Origin of the sequence: Kitasatospora papulosa, from assembly GCF_000717245.1 — a bacterium.
GTDB classification, from domain to species: Bacteria; Actinomycetota; Actinomycetes; order Streptomycetales; family Streptomycetaceae; genus Streptomyces; species Streptomyces papulosus.
On the sequence record NZ_JNYQ01000028.1, the window covers coordinates 1 to 21,451 of the forward strand.

Annotated in this window: 21 protein-coding genes and 6 pseudogenes; 18 read left to right on the plus strand and 9 right to left on the minus strand. The window is 66.7% G+C overall.

The genetic code is table 11. The features are described 5' to 3' along the window. Positions 1 to 96 (minus strand): annotated as a pseudogene (locus IA22_RS37365) (IS5/IS1182 family transposase); the annotation flags it as partial. A gap of 154 nt (positions 97 to 250) precedes the next feature. Between IA22_RS37365 and IA22_RS36940 the strand changes: the two are divergent. The 3 genes and pseudogenes from IA22_RS36940 (at position 251) to IA22_RS0132620 (ending at position 2,276) form a co-directional block, all read left to right on the plus strand. Continuing rightward, positions 251 to 442 carry a hypothetical protein gene (locus IA22_RS36940; protein WP_015575451.1) on the plus strand — a complete coding sequence of 64 codons (192 nt, stop codon included), beginning with the start codon at positions 251 to 253 and terminating at the stop codon, positions 440 to 442. Positions 443 to 490: 48 nt separating this feature from the next. Then, a pseudogene (locus IA22_RS34535) lies at positions 491 to 1,257 on the plus strand (transposase). Positions 1,258 to 1,523: 266 nt separating this feature from the next. Continuing rightward, on the plus strand, positions 1,524 to 2,276 hold the full coding sequence (locus IA22_RS0132620) for an IS5/IS1182 family transposase (protein ID WP_030125733.1): 753 nt from the start codon (positions 1,524 to 1,526) through the stop codon (positions 2,274 to 2,276). Positions 2,277 to 2,698: 422 nt separating this feature from the next. Here IA22_RS0132620 and IA22_RS0132625 read toward each other — a convergent pair whose 3' ends face one another. Further along, the gene (locus IA22_RS0132625) at positions 2,699 to 3,808 is read right to left on the minus strand and encodes a hypothetical protein (RefSeq protein WP_030125734.1); all 1,110 of its coding nucleotides are present in this window, start codon (positions 3,806 to 3,808) and stop codon (positions 2,699 to 2,701) included. A gap of 782 nt (positions 3,809 to 4,590) precedes the next feature. Here IA22_RS0132625 and IA22_RS37865 point away from each other — a divergent pair. Further along, a pseudogene (locus tag IA22_RS37865) lies at positions 4,591 to 4,881 on the plus strand (PAS domain S-box protein); the annotation flags it as partial. A 34-nt stretch (positions 4,882 to 4,915) separates the two neighbouring features. Continuing rightward, entirely contained in the window at positions 4,916 to 5,692 is a 777-nt protein-coding gene (locus tag IA22_RS35750; protein WP_234434705.1) for a PAS domain-containing protein, read from the plus strand. Here IA22_RS35750 and IA22_RS0132635 read toward each other — a convergent pair. Next, positions 5,601 to 7,136, minus strand: a complete 1,536-nt coding sequence (locus tag IA22_RS0132635) for an alanine/glycine:cation symporter family protein (protein ID WP_030125736.1) — start codon at positions 7,134 to 7,136, stop codon at positions 5,601 to 5,603. The two genes, IA22_RS35750 and IA22_RS0132635, sit on opposite strands and share 92 nt — an antisense overlap. 824 nt (positions 7,137 to 7,960) lie before the next feature. Beyond that, on the minus strand, positions 7,961 to 8,374 hold the full coding sequence (locus IA22_RS0132640; RefSeq protein ID WP_097243187.1) for an ATP-binding protein: 414 nt from the start codon (positions 8,372 to 8,374) through the stop codon (positions 7,961 to 7,963). A 994-nt stretch (positions 8,375 to 9,368) separates the two neighbouring features. On the opposite strand from IA22_RS0132640, the gene IA22_RS0132645 reads away from it, so the two are divergent. Together IA22_RS0132645 and IA22_RS37870 are read left to right on the plus strand one after the other, a co-directional pair. Beyond that, positions 9,369 to 9,698: a MerR family transcriptional regulator gene (locus tag IA22_RS0132645; RefSeq protein ID WP_030639190.1), complete on the plus strand. Its 330-nt coding sequence runs from the start codon at positions 9,369 to 9,371 to the stop codon at positions 9,696 to 9,698. Between the two features lie 49 nt (positions 9,699 to 9,747). Continuing rightward, positions 9,748 to 9,906, plus strand: a pseudogene (locus tag IA22_RS37870) (DUF6233 domain-containing protein); the annotation flags it as partial. A gap of 131 nt (positions 9,907 to 10,037) precedes the next feature. Here IA22_RS37870 and IA22_RS0132650 read toward each other — a convergent pair. Together IA22_RS0132650 and IA22_RS0132655 are read right to left on the minus strand one after the other, a co-directional pair. Continuing rightward, the gene (locus tag IA22_RS0132650; RefSeq protein WP_030125739.1) at positions 10,038 to 10,880 is read right to left on the minus strand and encodes an NmrA family NAD(P)-binding protein; all 843 of its coding nucleotides are present in this window, start codon (positions 10,878 to 10,880) and stop codon (positions 10,038 to 10,040) included. Then, entirely contained in the window at positions 10,880 to 11,320 is a 441-nt protein-coding gene (locus tag IA22_RS0132655; protein ID WP_030125740.1) for a nuclear transport factor 2 family protein, read from the minus strand. Before IA22_RS0132655 ends, IA22_RS0132650 begins: the two co-directional genes overlap by 1 nt. A 129-nt stretch (positions 11,321 to 11,449) precedes the next feature. Here IA22_RS0132655 and IA22_RS35755 point away from each other — a divergent pair, with 129 nt between their 5' ends. The 8 genes from IA22_RS35755 to IA22_RS35775 all read left to right on the plus strand — a co-directional run bounded on the left by IA22_RS35755 (position 11,450) and on the right by IA22_RS35775 (position 17,796). Further along, the gene (locus IA22_RS35755; protein WP_078468424.1) at positions 11,450 to 12,277 is read left to right on the plus strand and encodes a helix-turn-helix transcriptional regulator; all 828 of its coding nucleotides are present in this window, start codon (positions 11,450 to 11,452) and stop codon (positions 12,275 to 12,277) included. Between the two features lie 1,052 nt (positions 12,278 to 13,329). After that, positions 13,330 to 13,749: a hypothetical protein gene (locus IA22_RS0132665; RefSeq protein ID WP_157840967.1), complete on the plus strand. Its 420-nt coding sequence runs from the start codon at positions 13,330 to 13,332 to the stop codon at positions 13,747 to 13,749. A 64-nt stretch (positions 13,750 to 13,813) separates the two neighbouring features. Then, a complete protein-coding gene (locus IA22_RS0132670; protein WP_030125742.1) occupies positions 13,814 to 14,563 on the plus strand; it encodes an ABC transporter ATP-binding protein in 750 nt (249 codons plus the stop codon). Continuing rightward, positions 14,554 to 15,870, plus strand: coding sequence for a DUF7224 domain-containing protein (locus IA22_RS0132675; RefSeq protein ID WP_157840968.1), 1,317 nt, complete (start codon positions 14,554 to 14,556; stop codon positions 15,868 to 15,870). Before IA22_RS0132670 ends, IA22_RS0132675 begins: the two co-directional genes overlap by 10 nt. Positions 15,871 to 15,886: 16 nt before the next feature. Continuing rightward, on the plus strand, positions 15,887 to 16,465 hold the full coding sequence (locus IA22_RS34840) for a hypothetical protein (protein WP_157840969.1): 579 nt from the start codon (positions 15,887 to 15,889) through the stop codon (positions 16,463 to 16,465). Positions 16,466 to 16,623: 158 nt separating this feature from the next. Continuing rightward, complete coding sequence (locus IA22_RS36945; protein WP_237691268.1) at positions 16,624 to 16,794, plus strand: hypothetical protein; 171 nt, start codon at positions 16,624 to 16,626, stop codon at positions 16,792 to 16,794. 30 nt (positions 16,795 to 16,824) lie between these two features. Then, a complete protein-coding gene (locus tag IA22_RS36950; RefSeq protein WP_157840970.1) occupies positions 16,825 to 17,127 on the plus strand; it encodes a hypothetical protein in 303 nt (100 codons plus the stop codon). A 180-nt stretch (positions 17,128 to 17,307) separates the two neighbouring features. After that, positions 17,308 to 17,796, plus strand: a complete 489-nt coding sequence (locus IA22_RS35775; RefSeq protein ID WP_051694883.1) for a DUF6292 family protein — start codon at positions 17,308 to 17,310, stop codon at positions 17,794 to 17,796. 55 nt (positions 17,797 to 17,851) lie between these two features. Here IA22_RS35775 and IA22_RS36955 read toward each other — a convergent pair whose 3' ends face one another. After that, a complete protein-coding gene (locus IA22_RS36955) occupies positions 17,852 to 18,025 on the minus strand; it encodes a hypothetical protein (protein ID WP_157840971.1) in 174 nt (57 codons plus the stop codon). Positions 18,026 to 18,041: 16 nt separating this feature from the next. Between IA22_RS36955 and IA22_RS0132695 the strand changes: the two genes are divergently transcribed. Next, a complete protein-coding gene (locus IA22_RS0132695; protein WP_030125745.1) occupies positions 18,042 to 18,491 on the plus strand; it encodes a hypothetical protein in 450 nt (149 codons plus the stop codon). A 106-nt stretch (positions 18,492 to 18,597) separates the two neighbouring features. On the opposite strand, the pseudogene IA22_RS35780 reads toward IA22_RS0132695, so the two are convergent. After that, positions 18,598 to 18,864, minus strand: a pseudogene (locus tag IA22_RS35780) (transposase); the annotation flags it as partial. Between the two features lie 36 nt (positions 18,865 to 18,900). On the opposite strand from IA22_RS35780, the gene IA22_RS0132700 reads away from it, so the two are divergent. Next, positions 18,901 to 20,004 (plus strand): IS30 family transposase, encoded by a 1,104-nt coding sequence (locus tag IA22_RS0132700; protein WP_106973283.1) that lies wholly within the window; start codon positions 18,901 to 18,903, stop codon positions 20,002 to 20,004. Positions 20,005 to 20,032: 28 nt separating this feature from the next. On the opposite strand, the pseudogene IA22_RS38385 reads toward IA22_RS0132700, so the two are convergent. Beyond that, a pseudogene (locus tag IA22_RS38385) lies at positions 20,033 to 20,112 on the minus strand (IS5/IS1182 family transposase); the annotation flags it as partial. 167 nt (positions 20,113 to 20,279) lie between these two features. Between IA22_RS38385 and IA22_RS36960 the strand changes: the two are divergent. Next, on the plus strand, positions 20,280 to 20,771 hold the full coding sequence (locus tag IA22_RS36960) for a hypothetical protein (RefSeq protein ID WP_143685128.1): 492 nt from the start codon (positions 20,280 to 20,282) through the stop codon (positions 20,769 to 20,771). Positions 20,772 to 21,451: the final 680 nt, after the last annotated feature.

Below are 21,451 nucleotides of genomic sequence, written 5' to 3' on the forward strand. Positions count from 1 at the left end.
GCCGCCCTGCGGCCGCACCTTCGACGGCGGGATCAACGGCTCCGCGATCTCCCACAGCCCGTCCGGAACAATCCAACTCCACGTACCCCGCCCCATGACTGGCCCAACGGGCCGAACCCACATGGGACACGGTCTAAAGATTCTATTCTTTGATTTCTAAGGGCTGTCCCGTTAACGGCGTCCTGTCCGACGTAAGGTCTGAAGAACAGCGCGGCCGGAGCTGTTGTCTCAGCAACATGAGAGGGCATCGTTGAACCCGAACCCCATATGCTGCTTCTGCTATCAGGTCATCGATCTCGACCAGGACCGGGCAGCAACCAAGCTCAGGCTCGGTGCGGTTGACCTGGTGCGAGGCGATACCGTGCGGCAGCAGGCCTATGCACACTCAAACTGCCTGCGCGAACGGGTCCACCCGAACATCGACCTCTGGTTTGAGTTCTGAGGCCAGGTAGCCTCCAAGGCTGCCGCCCGTAAGTGCGATGATCCTGCGATGCCTCGCGTGATCACGGCGTCGGAACCATCCTGGATAGGCCCGTTCACCGGGCTGAGCCCGCGCCAGTTCGCCAAGCTGGTGACCTCGCTGCGGCGCGACGGAGCGGACGCGATCCGCAAGGGGCGGCCTTGGGGTCTTCCGCTGGAGGACCGAGCGTTGTTGATCGTGGTGTACTGGCGAACGAACTTGACGATGCGCCAGCTTGCCCAGCTGTTCGGGGTCTCGAAGTCGGCGGCAGACCGCATCATCAACCATCTCGGCCCGACTCTCGCGCTCCAGCCCCGCAAGCGGTTCCGCAAGGAGACCGTCCTCATCGTGGACGGCACCCTGGTGCCCACCCGGGACCACGCGGTGGCCGAGCAATCGAAGAACTACCGGTACTCCACCAACCATCAGGTCGTCATCGATGCCGACACCCGGCTCGTCGTCCTGGTCGGCCGGCCCTTGCCCGGCAACCGAAACGACTGCAGGGCATGGGAGGAATCCGGTGCCAAGGCCACCGTCGGCACCACCATGACGATCGCCGACGGGGCTACCCGGGGACCGGACTCGTGATGCCCCACCGGCGCCGCGAAGGCGAGGGCCTGCCCGACTGGAAGCAGGCACACAACAAGTCCCACAAGCAAGTCCGTGCCCGCGTCGAGCACGTCTTCGCCCGCATGAAGACCTGGAAGATCCTGCGCGACTGCCGCCTCAGAGGAGACGGCGTCCATCACGCCATGAGCGGCATCGCCCGCCTGCACAACCTCACCCTCGCCGGATAGGCGAATGGGCCGAACCTGGACGGCCTCGCCCCCAGCCACTCCAAGATCAGTTACGGGACAAGCCTTAGGTTACGTCTTCACTTCCTGCCAGTTCGCCGCAGCGCTGGCAGGGGAGGCGCCGAATGCGAGGGCTGCCGTTGCTGCAGCAACAACTGAGCCGTTTCCAACCTGACGGTAGTTGGACCGGCAGCCCCGGCGGCGGGCATGAAGAAAGCTCCTGGTAGACGGGTTCAGGACCAAGATCACCAGTCCGCCAGGAGCTTCACGTGCTTGTTTACCCGTCCGGCATCGATCTGTCCAGCCGCGCGCTGCGGCATCTCTCCGGTGTTCTCGCAGGTCACCGCCGTCGGATCGGTTCGCGCTGGCGTCGCCTGATCTGCGGCTGCCAGGCCCTGCTCGTCCTGGCCCACCTGCGCTGCGGCGACACTTACGCCCGCCTCGCCGCGGGCTTCCGCATCGGGATCGCCACGGCCTATCGCTACATACGCGAGGCCGTCAACCTCCTGGCCGCCCTCGCGCCCACGCTGAAACAGGCCATGACGTCCGTCCGGAAGAAGGCGTACGTGATGCTCGACGGCACCGTGCTGCCGATCGACCGCCTCGCCGCAGACCGGCCGTACTATTCCGGGAAGAAGAAGCACCACGGGATGAACGTGCAGGTACTCGCCGATCCCGCCGGACGCCTGATCCGGGCCTCGGACGCACTGCCGGGAGCCACGCACGACCTGACCGCGGCGCGGGCCCACGGCATTCCCGCCGCCCTTGCCGCAGACGACATCAAGTGCTGGGCCGACAAGGCGTATCAGGGCGCCGGCCCTGCGATCCGTGTCCCGATCCGTGGCAAGCACCTGCGCGGCTGGCGCCGACGTCACAACCGGGACCATACGAAGATCCGCAGCCTCGGTGAACGCGCCATGGCGATCCTCAAGTCCTGGCCGCTCCTGCGGAAGCTCCGCTGTAGCACCACCCGCATCACAGCAGTCGTCCGAGCCGTCGTCGCCCTCGAACTCGCCAGCTGATCAAGATGGAAAAGGTTCACTGGCTCTCGTGCACGATTCTGGAGAGGGATGCATGGCGGCGTGACACGTTCTAGTGGTGTAGACCTGTCCTCACGATCAAGGCCGTGAGCGAGGGGTAGTGCGGTGCTCCGCACGAGTTTGCCGGGGAACCTCCGATACGGCTCATTCGGCCCTCGCTCATCGACCCCCTTTGGCACTACGCCCGAGTCGCGCCCGTGAGGAGAGTGGATATCGCATGCTGCGTCGGCTCCGTCTATGCGTCCGAGGAGGTGATCATGTTGGAGCGCGTCAGGGTCTCGGCCCGCCCTCAGCGCCCTCGCGGCGGTGCGCGCGTCGTCTCGGGGGACGACGCGCTGGTAGGTGCAGCCAATGTCTCCACACGCTGTGCGTACCGCCTTGGCGAGCCCGAGCGACAGGAGAGGTCAGCGGGCTGAGGTGTAGGCGGTGAAGAAGGGAACCTTCACCGGTGTCCCGCCGGGGCCGAAGCAACTGACGTAGAGCAGGACGGTACCGCTGCTCCGGTCCCACGGCGCGTGTAGGCCGCAGTAGTCGGCCCCGCGGCCGTAGGCGGTGGTCTGAGCGGTGTCGGACGGCACGGCTATCGACGGCATGGTGACCGTGAAGGGTGATCCCGAACCGCCGAGGGTGTTGGCGGCCCCGCCGGAGTTGTAGTTGGTCAATGTGGGAAGTGATCCGTTGTACCAGAGGTAACCGAATGCCTTGGGGGGGAAGGCCGGGCCATGGACCGCGCGCAGGTGGGAGTAACTCAGCGTCCATCTGGTGTCATATGGAGCACCGGATGCGTCGTAGCAGGCAACCACGACGGTCTGCCCGGCCGTACCCGGCGCCCAGTCCGATACCTTGCACCGTGCGCTCTGCCGAGTATCGACCGCGGTGACCTGAAGGTTGCCTGCTTGGCTGGACAGCCCCAGGCCAGGAAGCCACGCCTTCCAGACGCCGGTCGCGCCGTGGCTCACCGAGTTGACCGCTCCCGTGGAGTTGTACTGGGTGAGAGCGATCCCGCTGGTGTCCGAGTAGAGGTAGCCGTACGAGCCGGAAGGTGTCGCGGGGGTGCCACTGCTGCTGGTGTAGAGGACGGTGAAGGTGGAATTGTCGGGCGCGCCACCGGGTCGGTAGCAGTTCACGTAGACGTCCTCGCCGGACCCCACGTCCTTCCATGCGGTGATCTGGCACCAGCGGCCCGTGCTGTCGACTGCGGTGGCGTGGGCTATTCCGTCCACCCCGCCGATCATCGGGAAGTGCACGACGTACGCTCCGAGGCCGATCTGGTCCACCTTGACGGGGTTGGTGGACGGAGAGGCCCAGCTGCCCCACTGGCGTGAGGGATCGGGTGCGTAGCCGGGCGGGGGTGTCGAGTCGTCCAGATAGGCGAAGCCCCATCGGTCGGGAACCGCGGCCTGGGCGGATCTTGCGGCAGGAAAGACCGCGGCCAGGAGCGCGGCCACCATGCCGATGACGAGCAGCACGGCCTGTACGGGTCTGCGTAAGGAGTCTGGGGTGCGGACGTGCATGGGCGTGCCTCCTGTGGACGAGGTGGGTGCTGCCTGCGCGATCCGGTGCTGTGGTGCGGACGTTCATGCCTGCGGTGCGGGGTGGGGTGAGCTGCTTCGGCTACCCCCGATGCGCGGCACCGCACAACTCCGACTGCGTGGGCCAACGCCTCGCCCGCCCCTCGCAGTGCTCGTGCGCCGTCTCCTTGCCACGCGCGAGAGGACTCGGCGCCCTCACTGTGCCAGATGCACGATTCACTGGAGCGTTCTCAGTCAGCCGTTCCTAGCTTCTTCCCATACGGCCCAGAGGCACCATGCCCCACGCGGTTCGCTGGTTGCCACAGTGCGGATCAGAGGCTCAAGCCGCTACCTGGTCTGAAGTGCATCCTCTCGATACTCCTTCCACATCTTCTCCACGCGTCTCACGGCCGTACGTGGCGGAAACCCGCCTTTCTTCTTCTGGCATGGGAGCTTCCGGCGGACGATGCCACCGACGAAGGTGTCGCACTCGGCATCCGTGAACATGTGCGGTGCCTTGTCGGGATCTTTTGAGTCGCGTGGCCACGACCCCTTGATCGAGGGAGTCGGCCTGGACGCAGTTCGTCTATCAGGTACGAGGGACCAGCGACTTCGACCGTCCCAGGCGTGCGGTGTGCGGACACCGCATCGACCGCACCTCAGCTTGACCAAACGCCTGAAGTCCCCTGTATTGCTTGCGGATTGCGCCGTCTCACGATCCGGACGGGGTTCCCGGCTGGCGTTCTCTGGTTGTCGGCCTGCTCACCGAGCCCCAGTCTGGGGATGTGAGCACTGTCGGTTATGGAAAGTCCTCCCGAAGGGACGACCCCTGGGGCCTGGTCCCGGACGAGGCGGCTACTGCCCGCGCTCTCCTGGACAGTTCCGGGCGGATCACGCACTGGAACGACGGTGCCCGGCGGCTGCTGGGCCACACCGCAGCGCGGATGCTGGGCCGCTCGGCAGCCGAGCTACTCGCTGACCCCGTCGCTGTAACCGCCCCGTCCCGCCACGAGCGGCCACTGCCCTGGAGGGGCACTGTCGAGCTGAGGCACCGCGACGGTCGGCGGCTGACTGTACGGCTGCTGGCCCACCGGCTCCGCCAGCAAGAAGGTGGCTTCGAAGGGTGGTTGCTCGTCAGTCCCCTGGCCGGCACCGAACGCACCGAGGGAGGACAACCGACTGCCCCGCCCGGCGTTCCGCTACGCGCCCAACGCTCTCGCCCTGTACGACACCGAAATCCGGCTGCGGCGCGCCAACCGAGCGATGGAGGAGGTCATCGGGCTCACCGAGGAGGAGGCTCGCGGCCTTCGTCTGTCGGAGATCGGCGGCAAGCCGCAGAGCATCGAGCTGGAGGAGCAGCTGCGTCAGGTGCTGGAAAGCGGCAGGCCCAGGGATGTCCGCACCCGGCTGCGTACCGGTGGCGAGCCGCGCGAGCATGCCTGGCTGGGGCGGATCGCCCCAATGTGGGACGCACGGGGCGAGCTGGTGGGGGTCGCGCTATCTGCTGTTGACATAACCGGCGAGGACCGGGCGCAGGCCCGGCTCCAGCTGGTCAACGACGCCTCCTGGCGGATCGGCACCACCCTGGAGATCGGCCGCACTGCGCTGGAGCTCGTGCGTTCGCGCGCTCTGGCCGCCGGCAGCCCGGCCGGCATCAGTTCGCCTGCGCAGTCCGAGCCTGGCTCCGCGGGCCTCTCGGCGGCCCTGTTCAGCGACCTGTCGAGGATGGCGAAAGGGCCCGTGCCCTGTGCGCACGAAGGCGCGAGAAGGGCACGGGCCCGTGTGGGCTTGCCTGTCAAACTATGTTTTTCTCCTGCTCCCGGTCTTTCCCGCTTTCCGAGGGCTCGCCCGCCTTCCGGTTCTGTACGTATTGCAGGAAGGCGTTGAGTTCCCGCTTGACGACCGGGGCGAGCAGGTAGAGGCCGATGATGTTGATGACGGCGAGCGTGAAGAGGACCGCGTCGGCCAGGTCGATCAAGGTCTGCAGAGTGAGCAACGATCCTGCGACGGCGAACATTGTGTAGAGGATCTTGAAGGTGAGCTCGCTGGTCCGGCTGCGGCCGAACAGGTACGTCCACGACTTGAGGCCGTAGTAGCCCCATGTCAGCACCGTTGAGACGGCGAAGAGCAGCACCGCAACGGTGAGGATGTAGGGGAACCAGGGCAGGACCGTCTCGAACGCGTCGGAGGTGATGGTGACACCGCCGATGTCTTCGCCGGCGCGGGCCTCCGCCCAGCTGGCCGGGTTGGCGATGACAATGGTCAGAGCGGTCATGGTGCAGATGACGACGGTGTCGATGAACGGTTCCAGCAGCGCGACCAGGCCCTCGCTGGCGGGGTGCTTGGTCTTGACCGCGGAGTGGGCGATCGGGGCGGAGCCGAGGCCGGCCTCGTTGGAGAAGGCGGCCCGTTTGAAGCCGATGATCAGCGCGCCGAGCACACCGCCGGCGACTCCCTCGGGATTGAACGCTCCCTCGACGATGGTGGCCACGGCGTCCGGGACGGCGGTCACGTTGACCAGGATGACAACGAGGCACGCAGCGATGTAGATGCCGGCCATGGCAGGGACGAGCCTGCTGGTGACGTTGGCGATGGAGCGGATACCGCCGAGCAGCACGATGCCGACGAGCGCGGCGATCAGGATGCCGAAGAACAGCGCGCCGGCGGAGGAGCCCAGCGCGCCGTCCTCGCCACCGGTGACCGAAACCAACTGCGCGTAGGACTGGTTGACCTGGAAGAGGTTTCCGCCGAAGAGGCCGAAGAACAGGATCATGAAGGACGCGAGGACCGCGAGGACCTTGCCGAGAGCCTTGCCATTCTTGCCGAAGCGTTCGGCGAGGCCCTTGGGAAGGTAGTGCATCGGGCCGCCGGAGACGGTGCCGTCGGCGTGCACCTCCCGGTACTTCACGCCGAGAGTGACTTCGACGAACTTGGTGGCCATGCCGAGAAGACCGCACAGGACCATCCAGAAAGTGGCACCTGGCCCGCCGATGGAGACGGCGACGGCCACACCGGCGATGTTGCCGAGGCCGACTGTGCCGGAGACTGCGGCCGTCAGCGCCTGGAAGTGGTTGACCTCGCCGGCAGAGCCCTTCTCGTCGTACTTGCCCCTGACCACGTCCACGGCGAGTCTGAACTTGCGGAACTGGATGAACCCGAACCAGCCGGTGAAGACCAGGCCTGCGACGACGAGCCAGGCGACTATGAGAGGCAGATCGGTTCCGCCTATTGGTACGGCGTAGAAGACCACCTCCCCCAGCCACTTGGCTATGGGCTCGAAGAAACCGCTGACGGCTTCATCGACGGACCGGGTGACGGAGTCGAGTGACAAGATGACTACCTCGGTGGGTGGGGGGGGGCAAGCGAGAGTTGTCGCCGGATGAGTGATGTCTGAGCGAACGTCGTTGTCCGATATGCAGCTCTTGGTGTGCGGCGCGTTCGGCACCGTCATCACGTCGGGGCCCGGTGCGGATAAGGAGGGTCGATCCTCCGCAGCGGAGTTGTCGGTGGTTCCACCTGCGGAGTTGCGATTTTGTACCACGTCTTTACCGAACCTTGGGTGACGCATCTCACGTCGCTGCTGGTGATCGAGGGAAGTCCCAGCCAGCGAGACAAGATCGTTATTCGACCACAGGGGCGTGTGCTCTATGCACTTACCTCTGCGTCGAGTTGACACAGTTCGCTGGCCGGGCCAGGGGCAGGGAGCTGGTGAGGCTGACCCTTGACCCCGCGGGGCGATCGAGCAAGCAAGCGCTGGCCAGCCTGGGCAGAGTGAACTTCATGAACACGGCTCTGCTCTTCGAACTCCTCAAGCCAACTCGCCGAGGCTCAGGGCAGCTTCCCTGGCTCTGCGGACCACTCAGCCAGTTCGCCAGACACACCCTTGAAGTGACCGGGACCGTCACCGCCTTCCAGATATTCCCCACCCTGTCCCAGGCACTCACCGCAGCCCCACACGACCACTGATCCGACGGCATACCGGTGACCGGCTTCTGAGCGCAGCCCGTGCCGGCTCCACCATCATCGCCAGGGCCCTCATCCCGCGAAGGTGCCCCCTGCGTGCCGGCATGGCGTCGTGATGCCGCCACTTGTGTTCCTCGTCGCTCTGAAATGGTTCCGGGGCGGGGTGTGGCGGTGCTGGTGGCCTGCTGGTTTTTAGGTGGGGTTGCCGGTCAGGGGGATGGTGGCTTTGATGCGTTTGCCTACGGGGTCGCGGTGCATTTCGAAGCTGCGGCTGAGGGCGATGACGATTTCGAGGCCGTGTTGTCCGACCCGGCCGGGGTCAGGGCTCTGCGGGACGGGGAGGGTTGATTCGGTGTCCCAGACGCCGATCTCCACAGCCCCGTCGGTCAGTTCGAGGTTGAGCAGGCAGGGGCCGGGAGCGTACTTGTGCGCGTTGGTGACGAGCTCGCTGACCACGAGCTGGACGCTGCCCATCGCGCGGTCGGAGACCGGGATCCCGTGGACGGCCTGCAACTCGTTCACGAAGTCCCAGGCGGCGTGCCGTGCATGGGACACCGGCTCATCGCCGACGAAGGACACAGCCGCCAGTACCGGACGGCCGCTCAAGGGCTGATTATCGCGTCGACCGGCATCCCGCTGCGCCCCTCTCCCAGAACGATCGAGGCCACACGTCTACCCCGTGAACCGTTGCGTGCACCCGTTCATTCGCGACCCACATGTCCGGGATCTTAGGTGCAGCGGTCGCCGGGCTGGGAGCCCCGTGGACGGCCAAGGCCCGGGCTGCGCGGGGTTCGCGGGCCTCGCCCGTGTGCCGGCCGGGCGGATCTGACTCGGAGCGATCCCGCCCGCTCGGGTGCCGGGCGGCACGGTGACCCATCCCTACGCGCTTCGCGGTCGACTGTCTCACTACTGCACACCTGAAAATCTATGCTGGCGGAGGTAGACATTGGGTTGTGGTGTGGTTATGGTTTCTCTCGTAAGCAAGAAGGACAGCAGGGCCGGGCAGAGACGAACTGCCCGGCAGCAGGACCCGTAGTTGTAGTTCGCAGGACGGTGCGGTGACGGAGTGCCGAAGCCAGGTTGGTTGCATGACGGCGATGGGGCTGGTGACCGGACCGGGTCGCCCGCGGTGATCAGGGGCCGCCAACCAGCGCAGCCGGTAGTACCAGCAGTCCCTCGGTAAAGGCGCCAGGCTGCGGCGCGCGTGCCGGGAAGTTCGGCAGTGGGGTTCCAAGCCGGAGCAGATGCAGGACGGGCGACGGGGCTGGCTGCCGAAGGAGTGGCGCTGTCACAAGGCTGCCGAGCAGTTCGCAGTACCAGCAGTAGAGCAAGTAAGTGACACCAGAGGGACGAACGGAGGATCGAGACGCCATCAGGATCGCCCGGACGCCACGCGGGTCCGGGTACCGCAGGACATCGATAGTGAGGTGGTCTCCGGTCAAGCAACCGCGATCCCCGCATACCCGACACCGAACAAGTCGGGTCAGCGGAAACAACAGGCCGGCGCACGACCAAGGCCGGCAGATGGTGTAACAGTCCTTCGGGGCCCCGGTGCAACATGGCACCGGGGCCCCTCCACGCGCTCGCACAAGAGGTGCAAGTGACAGCAGACGACAACCTGGGACGTCTCGACGACGACTACCCCGCCTACACCACGGGCCGCGCCGCCGAAATACTCAACACCACCCAGGGCTTCCTCCGCGCCATCGGCGAAGCACGCCTCATCACCCCACTCCGCTCCGCAGGCGGACACCGCCGCTACTCCCGCTACCAGCTCCGCATCGCCGCCCGCGCCCGGGAACTTGTCGACCGGGGCACCCCCATCGAGGCAGCCTGCAGAATCATCATCCTCGAAGACCAGCTCGAGGAAGCACAGCGCATCAACGCCGAACACCACCACACCCGCGAAACCCGCAGCACTGACCGCTGAGCATGTCGGCAGACACTGCCGGTATCAGGCGTAAGGGGTAAGCGTCGCGATGTCCTGGAAGATCCGAACGCAACGCTCCTCGTCCACCGCCCTGCTCCACCGCGGAGACTGTGCCACCTACCCCGACCAAGTGGGCCTGATCTCGCGCGCGGACGCCCTGGTCGCGCTTGCCGAACCGGACATCGAGCTGTGCGAGGCCGGCCGACCCCAGACCGGACTCCTGAACTGGCCGACACGGGCCAGCGTGCCAGCCCCTCCCCTCGAAGACCGGGAAGGCGCGGGCCGTAGCGCCTGGACCTGCCCCGCCCAGCCACTCCACCCGACGCGGCTGTTCCGGCACTACTGTGTCCACTCGTCCGCGTGGTCGGAGACGAATTCGGTAAAGGTGCGCGGCGGGTGGCCGGTCAGATCGAGCACTGCGGTGCTGACCTGGTCTTCGCGTCCCGTCTTTATTGCGCGCTCGACGGCGGCAAGGGAGTCAGCGAACTGGGCCGGCATTCCGGAGGCGCGGTAGGCGGCAGCCTGTTCCTCCTCTGTAATACGCTCCACCCGAACCTGTCTGCCGGTCTGTGCGGTGATGATCTGCGCGGCCTGTGGATAGCTCATCCCGTGCGGTCCGGTGATCAGGTAGTCGCTTCGAGCGTCCATATCCAGGTCGGCCAACAGCACGGCAGCACTGGCCGCGATGTCTCGCGCGTCGACCCACCCCAGCTTGCCGTCACCGGCTGCGGTGCGGATCTCACCGAGTCGATGGATATGTTCGGCCAGTGGGTGCGGGCGCAGGAAGTTCTGCATGAAGCCGGACGCGCGCAGTACGACACCTCTGGGCTGAGCCCGAACCTGAGCGGCCATCTCTACGGCGCTGGGCGCGTTCGGCAGCACAATGGCGGAGCCGAGCATCACGAGGCGCCGGATACCGGCCCGCTGTGCTTGGTGCAGGAAGGGCTCGACCAGTGGCAGCGGGTCCACACTGTCCACCGGCGGAAGCAGGAAGACCCGGTCCATCCCGTCGAGCGCAGGTCCGTATGTGGTCGGGTCGTTCCAGTCGAAGCGGATTGCATCGGGGCCGGCTGCGGCTGGGTTCCGGCTGGCGACCCGGGCCTGCACACCATCGTTGCGGAGCACTTGCACCAGCGTCCTGCCGGTTTGGCCGGTTCCTCCGGTCACGAGCACTCCCGACATCAGGCGCCCCTGCTTTCGAGTGAGTCGATCAGCCCGGCGAGATTCCCGGCAGCGGCGGCCGCCGACAGCGGGCTCCAGTAATCCCGAAACAGAGCGATCAGCCCGTCGCGGACCGTGAGAACCACGATGTAGTCCAGACGGTAGGGCTGGGAGGTGGTCACGGTGCGGCCGGTCGCCGTCCACTCCACCACGACAGTGTCCGGTTGCTCCGTGGGCCGCACCGTGAGCGCGGCCACCTCCTTTATGTCCATCAGCTCCGGATAGTGAGCGAGGTAGGCGCGTACCTCCTCGCGTCCACGGAGAACGCGAGGGGAGCTCCCGGCCGCGAAAGGAAATTCCGCAATTCCGTCAGGCGCCCACAGATCTGCCACGGCATTCATGTCTTTGGCCAGCATCAAGTCGATCATGCGGCGAAAAATCTCCTCAGGCGTGCTGGACATCAGTCCTCCTCGTACTCAACAAACCGACCAGACCACCATGCACGGCAGATGTGTGGGCACGGAACGGACAGCCAAGCCCCGGACCGACAGTGCGAGGCTCCGCTGTCTCGCCTGTGACAGCATGGAACAGTGAGCAGTCAGGAACTCGCAGACTTTCTCCGCCGCCGCCGCGAGGACCTGCGACCAGAAGATGCGCCGGCCCAAGCGACGTTCCCGCCAAGCCGGCGCGCTCGCCGTACACCCGGACTGCGCCGCGAAGAGGTAGCCGCCCTGGCACAGGTGTCGGTGAGCTACTACGAACGGCTGGAACAGGCACGGGCACCCCGACCCTCACCGCAGGTGCTGTCTGCGCTCGCGACAGCCCTCCAGCTCACTGAAGCAGAGCGTGACCATCTGGCCCGCCTGGCCGGGCAGGTGCTGCCGACGGACAACGACGGCGCGCCAGAGCACGTACCCGAGGATGCCCAACAGCTACTCGGCAGACTTGACGGCATCCCTGCCTACATCGTCAACGACCGGCAAGACGTCGTCGCATGGAACGCAGCAGCCGCAGCCCTGATCACAGACTTCTCTCGTCTCACACCTGACCAGCGCAACGTCACACGCATCTCGATCAGGTTCCGTGACACCCTCTGCACCGGCGCCCCCGGTTCTGAGTCCGATTTCTCTCAGCAGGCAGCCGCTCAATTGCGCGCAGCCAGCGTCCGGTACCCCACAGACAATGTGCTCGCAGAGCTGATCAACGAGTTCGCAACCCACGATCCAGATTTTGCGAGCAGCTGGCGCAACCATGCTGTGCGCCCCATGCCCAGCGTGCGAAAAAACCTGCTTCACCCCGCACTGGGCGAGCTGGAAATCGACCGGCACACCCTCAGCCTGCCCGGCTCAGGATTCTCCCTGGTGATGTACACAGCAGAACCCGGCAGCCCCAGCGCCACTGCACTGAAGAGCCTCTGACCACCGCCACGAACGCGGCAGCTGCAGCCCTGACGAGCTCGTGCACGGTTAGCGGTGAGACGTCGAAGGGGTCGGTGGGGCCTCGGTGCTCACGTGTGCCGAGCCGGGATCTGGTCTGCGGTTTGTTGCTGGGACAGTAGGCCGGCGATGGCTTGGACGGTGTCGTCCATGTGCTCGCGGCGGCCGAGGTGGCGGGCGAGGGCTCGCCAGTTCTTCAGGTGGGCGATGCCGTGCTCGACCCGGATGCGTCGGGATGAGTGTGCTTTGCGCTGTGCACCGATGGTGTGTTCACAGAAAGCTCCTTGGGTCGGAAACCATGGCCGTCAATACCCGCTCCTGCCACGTGATGGAGAAATCTGGCCTGTCCTTTGTCTAGAACTTCACCGGAGGGGTGGCCGGATGCGATCGAAGGCTCCGCGCGGGTGCAGTCGAGTACGAATCCACCCGGGCCGAGTGGGAGCAGTACCAAATGGCATCAACAGCCCAGTGCCCACCTCTTGACGATTACTCAGAGGGAACGGATTTTCGCGAGTTATTGAACGGCCGGCGGCCGGTACGGACTATTGCCCCCGCGCTATACCGCAGCGCGCTACAACGAAGATGGACGCCCCCTGGTCCTGCTGCTCCAGGCCCTCATCGTCGGCCTGGTGGCCTCGACGGCCGGACCGGATTGCGTCCTGAAGGCGAGTGGCGGATTGACGAGAATGCCCGCGCGGCGCCACGCGCGAGGATCGAGCGCGCGGTCAGGTCGGCCGCACCTGTCAGGCCGTAGACGCGTCCCGCGCGGGAAACCGGGAGTAGCTTTGCGTTGCGCTGGATTGCGCCTCATTTGGCTTAAAACTCGCTAACGTTGATCACGAAATAATTACGACGTGGTCATTCCTCGACGGTCTCGTCAACTATGGGTAAAGATTTGATCGCTTCGTCTGGGGGGGGGAGTGTCTCCGGATCAGGCGGCGAGACCGTCCCCGGTCTCGTGAACCTCATCGAAACCAGGAGTCGCCATGCGTACGTCGCGAAATATCTGCAGAGCCGCCGCCGTAGTGGCATGTGTGGCAGTGCTCCCTCTTGCCGCCGCACCCATCGCGTCTGCCGAAGACGCCTACAGCGGTAAGCAGGGGGGCATTTCGCTGTACTCGATCGACAGCTACCTGAAGGGCGTGGTGTCCGGTTTCAGCTCCAGCAAGACTGACATCGGCACGGCCCCGACGGTCATCGACTTCTACAAGTGCGTGACCTCGGACCACGGGTACGTGACCGAGTCGACGCAGATTCAGCTCATCAACTACAACTACACGACCCCGAACGAGAACTGGGAGAAGAAGACGTTCACCGCCTGCTTCGGTGGCGGCCAGTCTCACGGTGAGTGGACCGGCCGCAAGGGCGATGACCTGTTCTTCAAGGTCAAGGCCGTGAACGGCAACACCTCCGCGGGGCCGACGCTGACGGTCTCGCGCGTGCACATGTGGTGATCTGACGTACGACACGGCCCGCACCGAACCGGTGCGGGCCTCCCACCACAAGAGAGTGCGCACCATGCCCATCGGCTTTCAGTCGGTCAACTTCGGCTATCGCCGTCGCGTTCCCGTCCTTCAGCGCTTCACCATCGACTTTCCGCGCGGGCGGACGGTGTTCCTAGGTCCCAACGGTGCGGGGAAGTCCACCGTGCTGGCGCTGGCCGCCTCCGTGCTGCGGCCGGACTCGGGCACCGTTGTGTACGGGAGGAAGACGACCACGCGGCGTGCTGACCTCACCGCGTTCCGGCGGCGCATCGCCTGGCTGCCTCAGCAGATCGAATCGGTGCCCCGGCTGACCGCCCGCGAGCAGGTGGCATACGTCGGGTGGCTGAAGGGCATGAACCGGCGGGACGCCTGGGACCGTTCGCTCGGCGCGCTGGAACGAGTCGAGCTTGCCGATCTCGCAGGCCAGAAGGTCCGCCGGATGTCCGGCGGGCAGCAACGCCGGATAGGCGTCGCCCAGTCACTGGTGCACGAGGCCGAAGTCCTGCTGCTGGACGAGCCGACGGCCGGCATGGACCCCCGCCAGCGCCGGGTCTTCCACGAGATCCTCAGCGGCCTCGACCAGCATGTGGTGCTCTCGACGCACGACGTCGCCGATCTGGAGGAGACCTACGACCACGTCGTCGTGCTGGACCGCGGGGCCGTCCGATTTGCCGGTGAGGTACGCGATTTCCTCGCTCTCGCCCCGCACGGTACGGCGCCCGGGCGCCTCGCGGAGGCCGCGTACTACGCGACCGTGCGGGAGGAGGGGCCGGTATGCGCCTAGCGACGGCGTTGCGTACGACCGGCGGTGTCTGGATCGCGCCGCTGGTCCTCGGATGGGTGTGGCTGGTCACCGCTCACGAGGCATCGAACGAGCCAGCCTACTGGGCGGGGAACACGGTACTCGTCGGGCACACCCTGCCCTTCTACGCCCCTGCCTGCGCGGCGTTCGCCGCCTGGGAGGCCGGGCGCTTGCGACGGGCGGGCGTCCACCGGCTGGGGGCGGTGCGCGGCCGGTACGCCATCGCGTTCAGTGTGCTGTGGCCGGTGGCGCTGCTCGGAGTGGCGGCGGTCGTGGCGTGCCTGATCACCGTGCGACTGCAGACTGGTGTGGCCCACGACTGGCCGCACCCGGGCGTGCTGGCCATGGCCGGGTACCTCATCGTCGTCCACACGGCCGTCGGTTACGGCCTTGGCATGATGCTGCCGCGCATCCTGGCCACCCCCGTGATCCTCGTCGTGGACTATCTGTGCCTCGTCATGCCCGTCACGATCACGTCCCCGATGTGGCTGCGGGAGCTCACTGGGTGGCTCGACGCCCCCTACGGTGACGTCACGATCACGGTGAATCCGATGGCCCTGGTGGTGCCGATGTTGATGGCCACCGGCTTTTTGGCCGCTGTCCTGGTCAGCGCGCAGATCGCCCAGTGGCGTCGTAACCGGTTCGTACGGATCGGAGCTGCGGCCGTCGCGTCCGCGGTCTGCCTCGGTGTGTTCACTGCGTCGGCCGTCGCACCCGTACGGAACTGGACCGGGGACCCGCCGCCCCAGGCCCGCACCGACGCGCCGGTGTGTGCCGACGGCTCGCCCCGGGTCTGTGTTCCCGTGGAGGCGGCCGCCAGCCTGGGCCCGCTTACCGAGGCGTCGAAGGAGGTCGTTCCCCGCCTGGTGGGTGCGGGGCTGACGCCGCCGAAGGAGCTCGCCTTCGTCTCCGAGGCGGCTCACATCGACAAGCAGACGTGGCGGCTCTTCCTCTACAGGGACATGCGCGACGTGGATCTGGAGGCCAGCGTTGCGGCGTCGGCTCTTCCCGTCATCCCGCCGTGCGACACCTCCACCGACGTCCAAGAGGGCAACATGGGCACGCTCGCGGCGTGGCTCATGGTCAAGGGCGGCCTGGACGAGGAGGCGATCCGGGGTCAGTCCAGCGAGAAGCGAGCCGCCGACCCGCGCCTGGCGTCCGTGGTGCGGAAGGTGACAAAGCTGTCACCCGAGGAGCAGCTCTCCTGGTACACGCGCAACGTCAGGCTGCTCCAGCAGTGCAAGCCCGCTCCGGAGACAATGCCGGCTTCCCCTCCCGTGGAAGGGTGATCGGATGCTGTGGTGGGTGAGGACCCGGCAGGTCCCTGTACTGGCGGTCGCTCTGGTTGTTTACACGGCGGTGACCTGGGCCGCCGGTGACACGCTCGTCTCGCTTCCGTCCCTGGGGAGTGAGGCGGCCAGGCCGATCGTGCTCTTCGCGCCGCTCATCGTCTGCATCGGGCTCGCTCATGTGCTCGGCAGCAGCCTCCGGTCCGCCGAGGCTTCGGGTTGCCGTCCGGTCGTCCGGTTCGATCAGGCGCTAGTTCTGGCCACCACGCTGACCGCGATCGCGGTGGCGCAGGCCGTCGCGGTGCTGCTGGACGCCCCTACCGCGAATACCGCCGGTCGCAACACCGCGTTCCTGATCGGGCTGATGCTGGTGGCCCGCTGGGTGGCGGGATACCAGGTGGCGGTGATCGTTCCCGTCGCCTGGGTGATCACGATGATGCTTCTCGGTAATACGGGGGGCAACGGCGAGACCCAGCCATGGACCATCATCCTCATGCCCCCGGACCACATGCCCGCCGTCGCCGCCGCCACCGTGACGCTGGCGCTCGGGGTCGCCTCGGTTCCGGCGTCACCGCTGCTCCGCGCCACGGCCTGAGCCGTCGCGGCGTCCCACGCGCCCGGGATCGGCCCCGGACGTCTCTGGGGCCGGAAATTCTGGCGGGACGCGTGACGCGGCCTTGAGCATGAGTCCTGTCCGAGTCACGGGCTGCCCTGTCGGGGCGGCCCGTGACCGCTTACAAGATGGGGCCTTCTATGATCAAGACCGCCCTGCGGCGCGGAGCCGAGGCCGATGTGGGTGTCCCGTACGTCAAGCCCGATCAGCGCGGTGACGCGGGCGCCTGTGTGCAGAAGGCAGCGCAGTTGGCTGGTTACGGGATCGTGCGCGACGGTGTGTGTACGGGCAGGCGACCTACGCGCCCCTGACCGACTTCCAGTGACACCGGGTCGCCACCTGTGCGCACCCTGGCAGACCTCGCCGCACAGCAAGGCGTGCGCACCCACAGCTACCTCAACGCCAAGCACCACCTCGTCGACGGCTTTCCCGCCCCGATCGGATCGGCCGGCGCACGGGTCCGCCTCTACGACGCCGAGCAGGTCAACGCCTTCCTCGCGGGCCAGCCCGTCCCCTCCCTGCCCATCGAGGACGACCACCAGGACCTCCTGGACCGGCGGGAGGCGCGGCGGCGCTCGGCCTCTCCCCGCGCACCTGGGACAAGTACAAGACCACCTACCCGATCCTCGCGGAACACAGGGTGAAAGTGGGAGGGGTCGAGCACTGGCCCCGCAGCATCCTGCACCAGCACCAGACAGAACAGGCGACCAAAGTCACCGCCCACCAGGCCGCCCGACCCGCTCCGGCGACCAGGTCCCCCGCGACCAGCTCCTTCCCCTCACCGCACCGCTCCTGGACGCCGACCCACCATCAGCGCAGCCCGCGTGACCGAGGAACTGGGCGTGCACCGCGACACCGCCCAAGACGCCCTCCTACGCCTGCGCGCCGACCGCATCGCCCACCTCATGCTCACCGACCCGTCCCTGACGCCCGACCAATCCGCGGCGGCACTCGGCTACCCGGCCGGACAGGTCCGCCGCGCCACCGTCCGCGCCCAAGCCGTCCTGCGAGCCCACCGCGCCGCGCCCTACCTCGCCGACGTCGCCCAGGCCGGATGGACCACCACGGCCACCGTGCCCGAGGTCCAGTGCCCCGCCGACGATTTGGTCGTGGCCGTGCTCGTCCTGAACGGCACCAATGCGCCGGCCCCGGCCCTGGTGTGGGACGAGCGCCACGGGTGGCGCACCGCCACCGCCCGCCGACACCCCCTCACCAAGGGCGCCGTCCCGCCCCCGACCGGCGACGGCATCCGATACCTCGCACAGGGCACCACACCCCCGCCAGACGCCCTCACCACCGCCCTCACGGCCTAGCAGCACCTCAGCGCCAACAGGCCTCCGGGAGGTCTCCCCGGTCCCCTGGTGGCGTCTAGGGGCTGTCCGATGGGTCGTGTGAGCTGATCAGGGCTGTGGCATAGGAGTAGATGAGCTTCTCCCGAGGCGCCGTCGTCGGGCTCGCCAGCATGGAGAGCTCGTCGCCAATGCGCCCGTCCTTGCCCGCGTCGTCCGGTTGAGGAATTTGGTTGCGGTGGATCAGGCGCATGCGGTCATACTCCGGCATGAGTAGAGACGCAGAGGTCATCGTGCTAGCCCGCTGGTCGGACGAGGTGATGGAACCGCTGACCCAGGACGACCCGGAACGCACGTGGCGAGGTCGCTTCGTCCCGATAGCGGGGCAGTGGGGCTACGAGTTCGGGTGGGCCCTGGAGTTCGAGAAATTGCGTGGCCGCCAGGGCCTGCTCAAGCACCTGGAGTCGCTGCCGTGGCCGCATCCGCACACGGTGCAGGTTCTGCTGCGCGACCAGGACGATGACTGCTTCGGGCTGTGGATGTTCCAGGAGGGCCGGCTGGTGGAAGTCGCCATTCCGCGCACCGAGCGATTCCACCAGCCGGCACCGCCCAATGAGGACTTCGAACCCTACCCGGGCATGCTGCTGCGCACCGACCAGAACACGGCTCTGCCCGAGCAAACCCCAGAAGCACGCCGCGACACCCGCTCACCCTGGTAGAACGAGTTCGGCAGCTCATCTTGGCACGTCGGGGCTGTCGAGGAGCGCTTACTCAGCGAACTGCGCCACCACTACCCAGGTGCTACCCAGGTGCTAAGACCGTGTCCTATGTGGTGAGGCGGGCGAGGCGCTTGTAGCAACAAAGGGCGGCGGCGAGCCCAAGGAAGGCCAGGTAGTTGCGGGGATGGCGTTCGTAGCGGTGGTTGAGTCTGCGGTAGCCGGTGAGCCATGACATGGTGCGTTCGATGACCCATCGGCGGCGCCCCAACCGTTCGCTGGACTCGACTCCCTTGCGGGCGATGCGGACGCCGATGTGCTTGCCCCATAACCATTTCCGCAGGTGAGGGACGTCGTACGCCTTGTCCGCGACCAGGGTTACGGAAACACCGAGGCCTGCCGACTGGTGGGCATCAACGAACGAACCGGTCGTGAATGGCGCAACGGCAGGACGGCAAAGGACCGGTTCCGCGCACCGGCTCGTCCGGCGTCGGCTCCCGTTGTCCCGAGCCGTTTCCTGACCCAGGCTGATCGCCTGCACGTCGCCGATCGTTTGCGTGAGAAGGCAACGGTCCGGGCCATTGCCGCTGAGCTGGGCCGCAGCCCGTCCACCATCAGTCGTGAGATACGACGCAACGGCATCCCACTACGTGGAGACACCTCGCGCTGGGCCTATCGGCCCTACGCGGCTCAAGCTCGTTCCGATGCACGCCGGCCACGGCCGAAGCCGGGAAGGATCGGCCAGAATTCCCGGCTACGGGACTACATTCAGGAGCGTCTGACTCGCCGCTGGAGCCCGGAGCAGATCGCCGCCCAGTTGCCTCGCGACTTCCCCGACGACCTGGAGATGCGTGTGACACACGAGACGATCTACCAGGCGCTATACGTCCAGGGCCGCGGCGAGCTCCGCAGAGAACTCGTTCACGCGTTGCGCACGGGCCGAACCCGTCGCAAGCCTCACCGGCACGCAGCCAGGCGTCAGCCGCGCTTCGCGACGCCGATGGTGATGATCAGCGAACGACCAGCAGAGGTCGCTGACCGGGCCATTCCAGGGCACTGGGAGGGCGATCTCATCGTCGGACCTGGCCACCGGTCCGCCATCGGGACACTGGTGGAACGCTCGACGCGCTACCTGATGCTCCTGCACCTGCCCAACGGCGCACACAAGGCCGAACACTTCCACCAAGTGCTTGCCCGCACGATTCAGACGCTGCCATCACAGTTCAAACGCTCTCTGACCTGGGACCAAGGCACGGAAATGGCCGGCCACGGCGCGTTCACCATGGCCACCGACATGCCTGTCTACTTCTGCGACCCGGCCAGCCCATGGCAGCGCGGCTCCAACGAGAACACCAACGGCCTGCTACGGCAGTACTTCCCGAAGGGAAGCGATCTCTCCAGCCACAGCCTCGAACACCTCGCTGCCGTGGCTGCCGAACTCAATGGCCGCCCACGAAAAACGCTCGGCTGGGAGGCCCCAGCCGAGCGTCTGGCTAAGCTCCTGGCAGCAAGCTGATCAGCAGTGTTGCAACGACCCCTTGAATCCGCCCCCGGTCCACGGGGCTCGGACCTGTGAGTTCGCCCCCTTTTTAGCCCTCACGTGAGCGGAGTCGAGCACGGCCCGGGACAGGTCCAGCAGGCCGGCGTAACAATCCAACTCCACGTACCCCGCCCCATGACGAGCTCAACGAGCCAACCCCACATAGGACACGGTCTATGTAGTGGTATCGGTTCCCGCCGTCTCCGAGGCCCAGCCACTCGACGGCCGCCAGGTGGTTTGCGCTGGTCGGCATGCAGAACCATGTCCCTTCCAGGCCGGCGACCATCCACCCTGTTGATGACGAATTGTCGAGGGCTTTCGCACAGGTCTTTGGAGTTGCCCCCCGCGAGGTATCGGCCACACGCCCGTTCAAGGCCGAGAATTCGTCGCCTCCGCTCCATGCCATGTCGGGATTCTTCACCGACACTCCGACCGTGCCATGCTCGAGATCGGCGCTGTACCCCTCGATGAGCGTGAAATCCCCTGTCCTGAGGATCTTCACCGGCGCCTCCGAGGGCGACGCCGGCGGGGGCAACGTGGTCACCACATCATCGGCAGGCGTCTCACTGGGATCGGCGGTCACCGCCCTCTCGGGAGCCGGCAACCCCCCAGACCCTGTCGATGACGGAACGGGCGCGCCGCGCGACGAACTGGTCCCTGACTGTGCGATCAGCGTGACGACCAAGCCGAGCACCGGGATCAAAATGCCGACAACCCACCACGCCCACTTCGGTGGCACATGACCGCGCTCCGGGGGTATGGGCCGTGGCGGTCGCGACGGCATCGGTGGGTGTGAAGGTGTCCCGTCCGGCTCGCCCGTCATGGCCCGTACACCCCCGTATTCAGTCCCGCACCCACGCCTGAAGACCCTTACCGTACAGAGCTGATCGAGTGCATGCCATGAATTTCAGCCTGCCCGCCTCGAACCGCCACATGGCCTCCCCCCGCTGCGAAATAGCACTGCCTGCCTGGTCCAGACACCGCAGGGTGATCCAAACGAAACGCTCTAGCCCTTCGATGCCCCACACTGCGGCGAACAGTTTCACCGCGCCTCGCAGCCGACCCGGACCCCCTGCCACCCGACCCGCCCAGACATCCGCTGGCGACCCGCTGAACGTCCGCTGGCACCCCGCTGGGACCCGTCCCGCTGGACGGCTGCCGGACGGGACTCAGCGGATCACCAGCGGGTCCCCAGCGGACAGTCAGCGGACCCCTTCCGGACCCTCGTCCGGGCTTGCGCGGCTAACCCCCCGGCATCCGAAAGTGTTGTCCGGCTCGCCCGACGACGTCGACGAAGCTGCCGGGCTACCCGTCCGATAGCACCCTCACGGCACCCATTCAAGGAATCCGTGCCGCTCGAATTCCTTGAATGGGCCCGGCGGCCAATGAGCCTTTTCCAACCTCACGCTGATGCGTGGTGAAG

What these genes read in the sequence shown, in the direction of transcription:
- IA22_RS0132625 (WP_030125734.1), bottom strand. Translation starts at nt 3,808, where the DNA reads ATGCACGTCCGCACCCCAGACTCCTTACGCAGACCCGTACAGGCCGTG.
- IA22_RS0132650 (WP_030125739.1), bottom strand. Translation starts at nt 10,880, where the DNA reads ATGTCGGGAGTGCTCGTGACCGGAGGAACCGGCCAAACCGGCAGGACG.
- IA22_RS0132655 (WP_030125740.1), bottom strand. Translation starts at nt 11,320, where the DNA reads ATGTCCAGCACGCCTGAGGAGATTTTTCGCCGCATGATCGACTTGATG.
- IA22_RS0132670 (WP_030125742.1), top strand. Translation starts at nt 13,814, where the DNA reads ATGCCCATCGGCTTTCAGTCGGTCAACTTCGGCTATCGCCGTCGCGTT.
- IA22_RS0132675 (WP_157840968.1), top strand. Translation starts at nt 14,554, where the DNA reads ATGCGCCTAGCGACGGCGTTGCGTACGACCGGCGGTGTCTGGATCGCG.
- IA22_RS36945 (WP_237691268.1), top strand. Translation starts at nt 16,624, where the DNA reads ATGATCAAGACCGCCCTGCGGCGCGGAGCCGAGGCCGATGTGGGTGTC.
- IA22_RS36955 (WP_157840971.1), bottom strand. Translation starts at nt 18,025, where the DNA reads ATGCGCCTGATCCACCGCAACCAAATTCCTCAACCGGACGACGCGGGC.
- IA22_RS0132695 (WP_030125745.1), top strand. Translation starts at nt 18,042, where the DNA reads ATGAGTAGAGACGCAGAGGTCATCGTGCTAGCCCGCTGGTCGGACGAG.
- IA22_RS36960 (WP_143685128.1), top strand. Translation starts at nt 20,280, where the DNA reads ATGCAGAACCATGTCCCTTCCAGGCCGGCGACCATCCACCCTGTTGAT.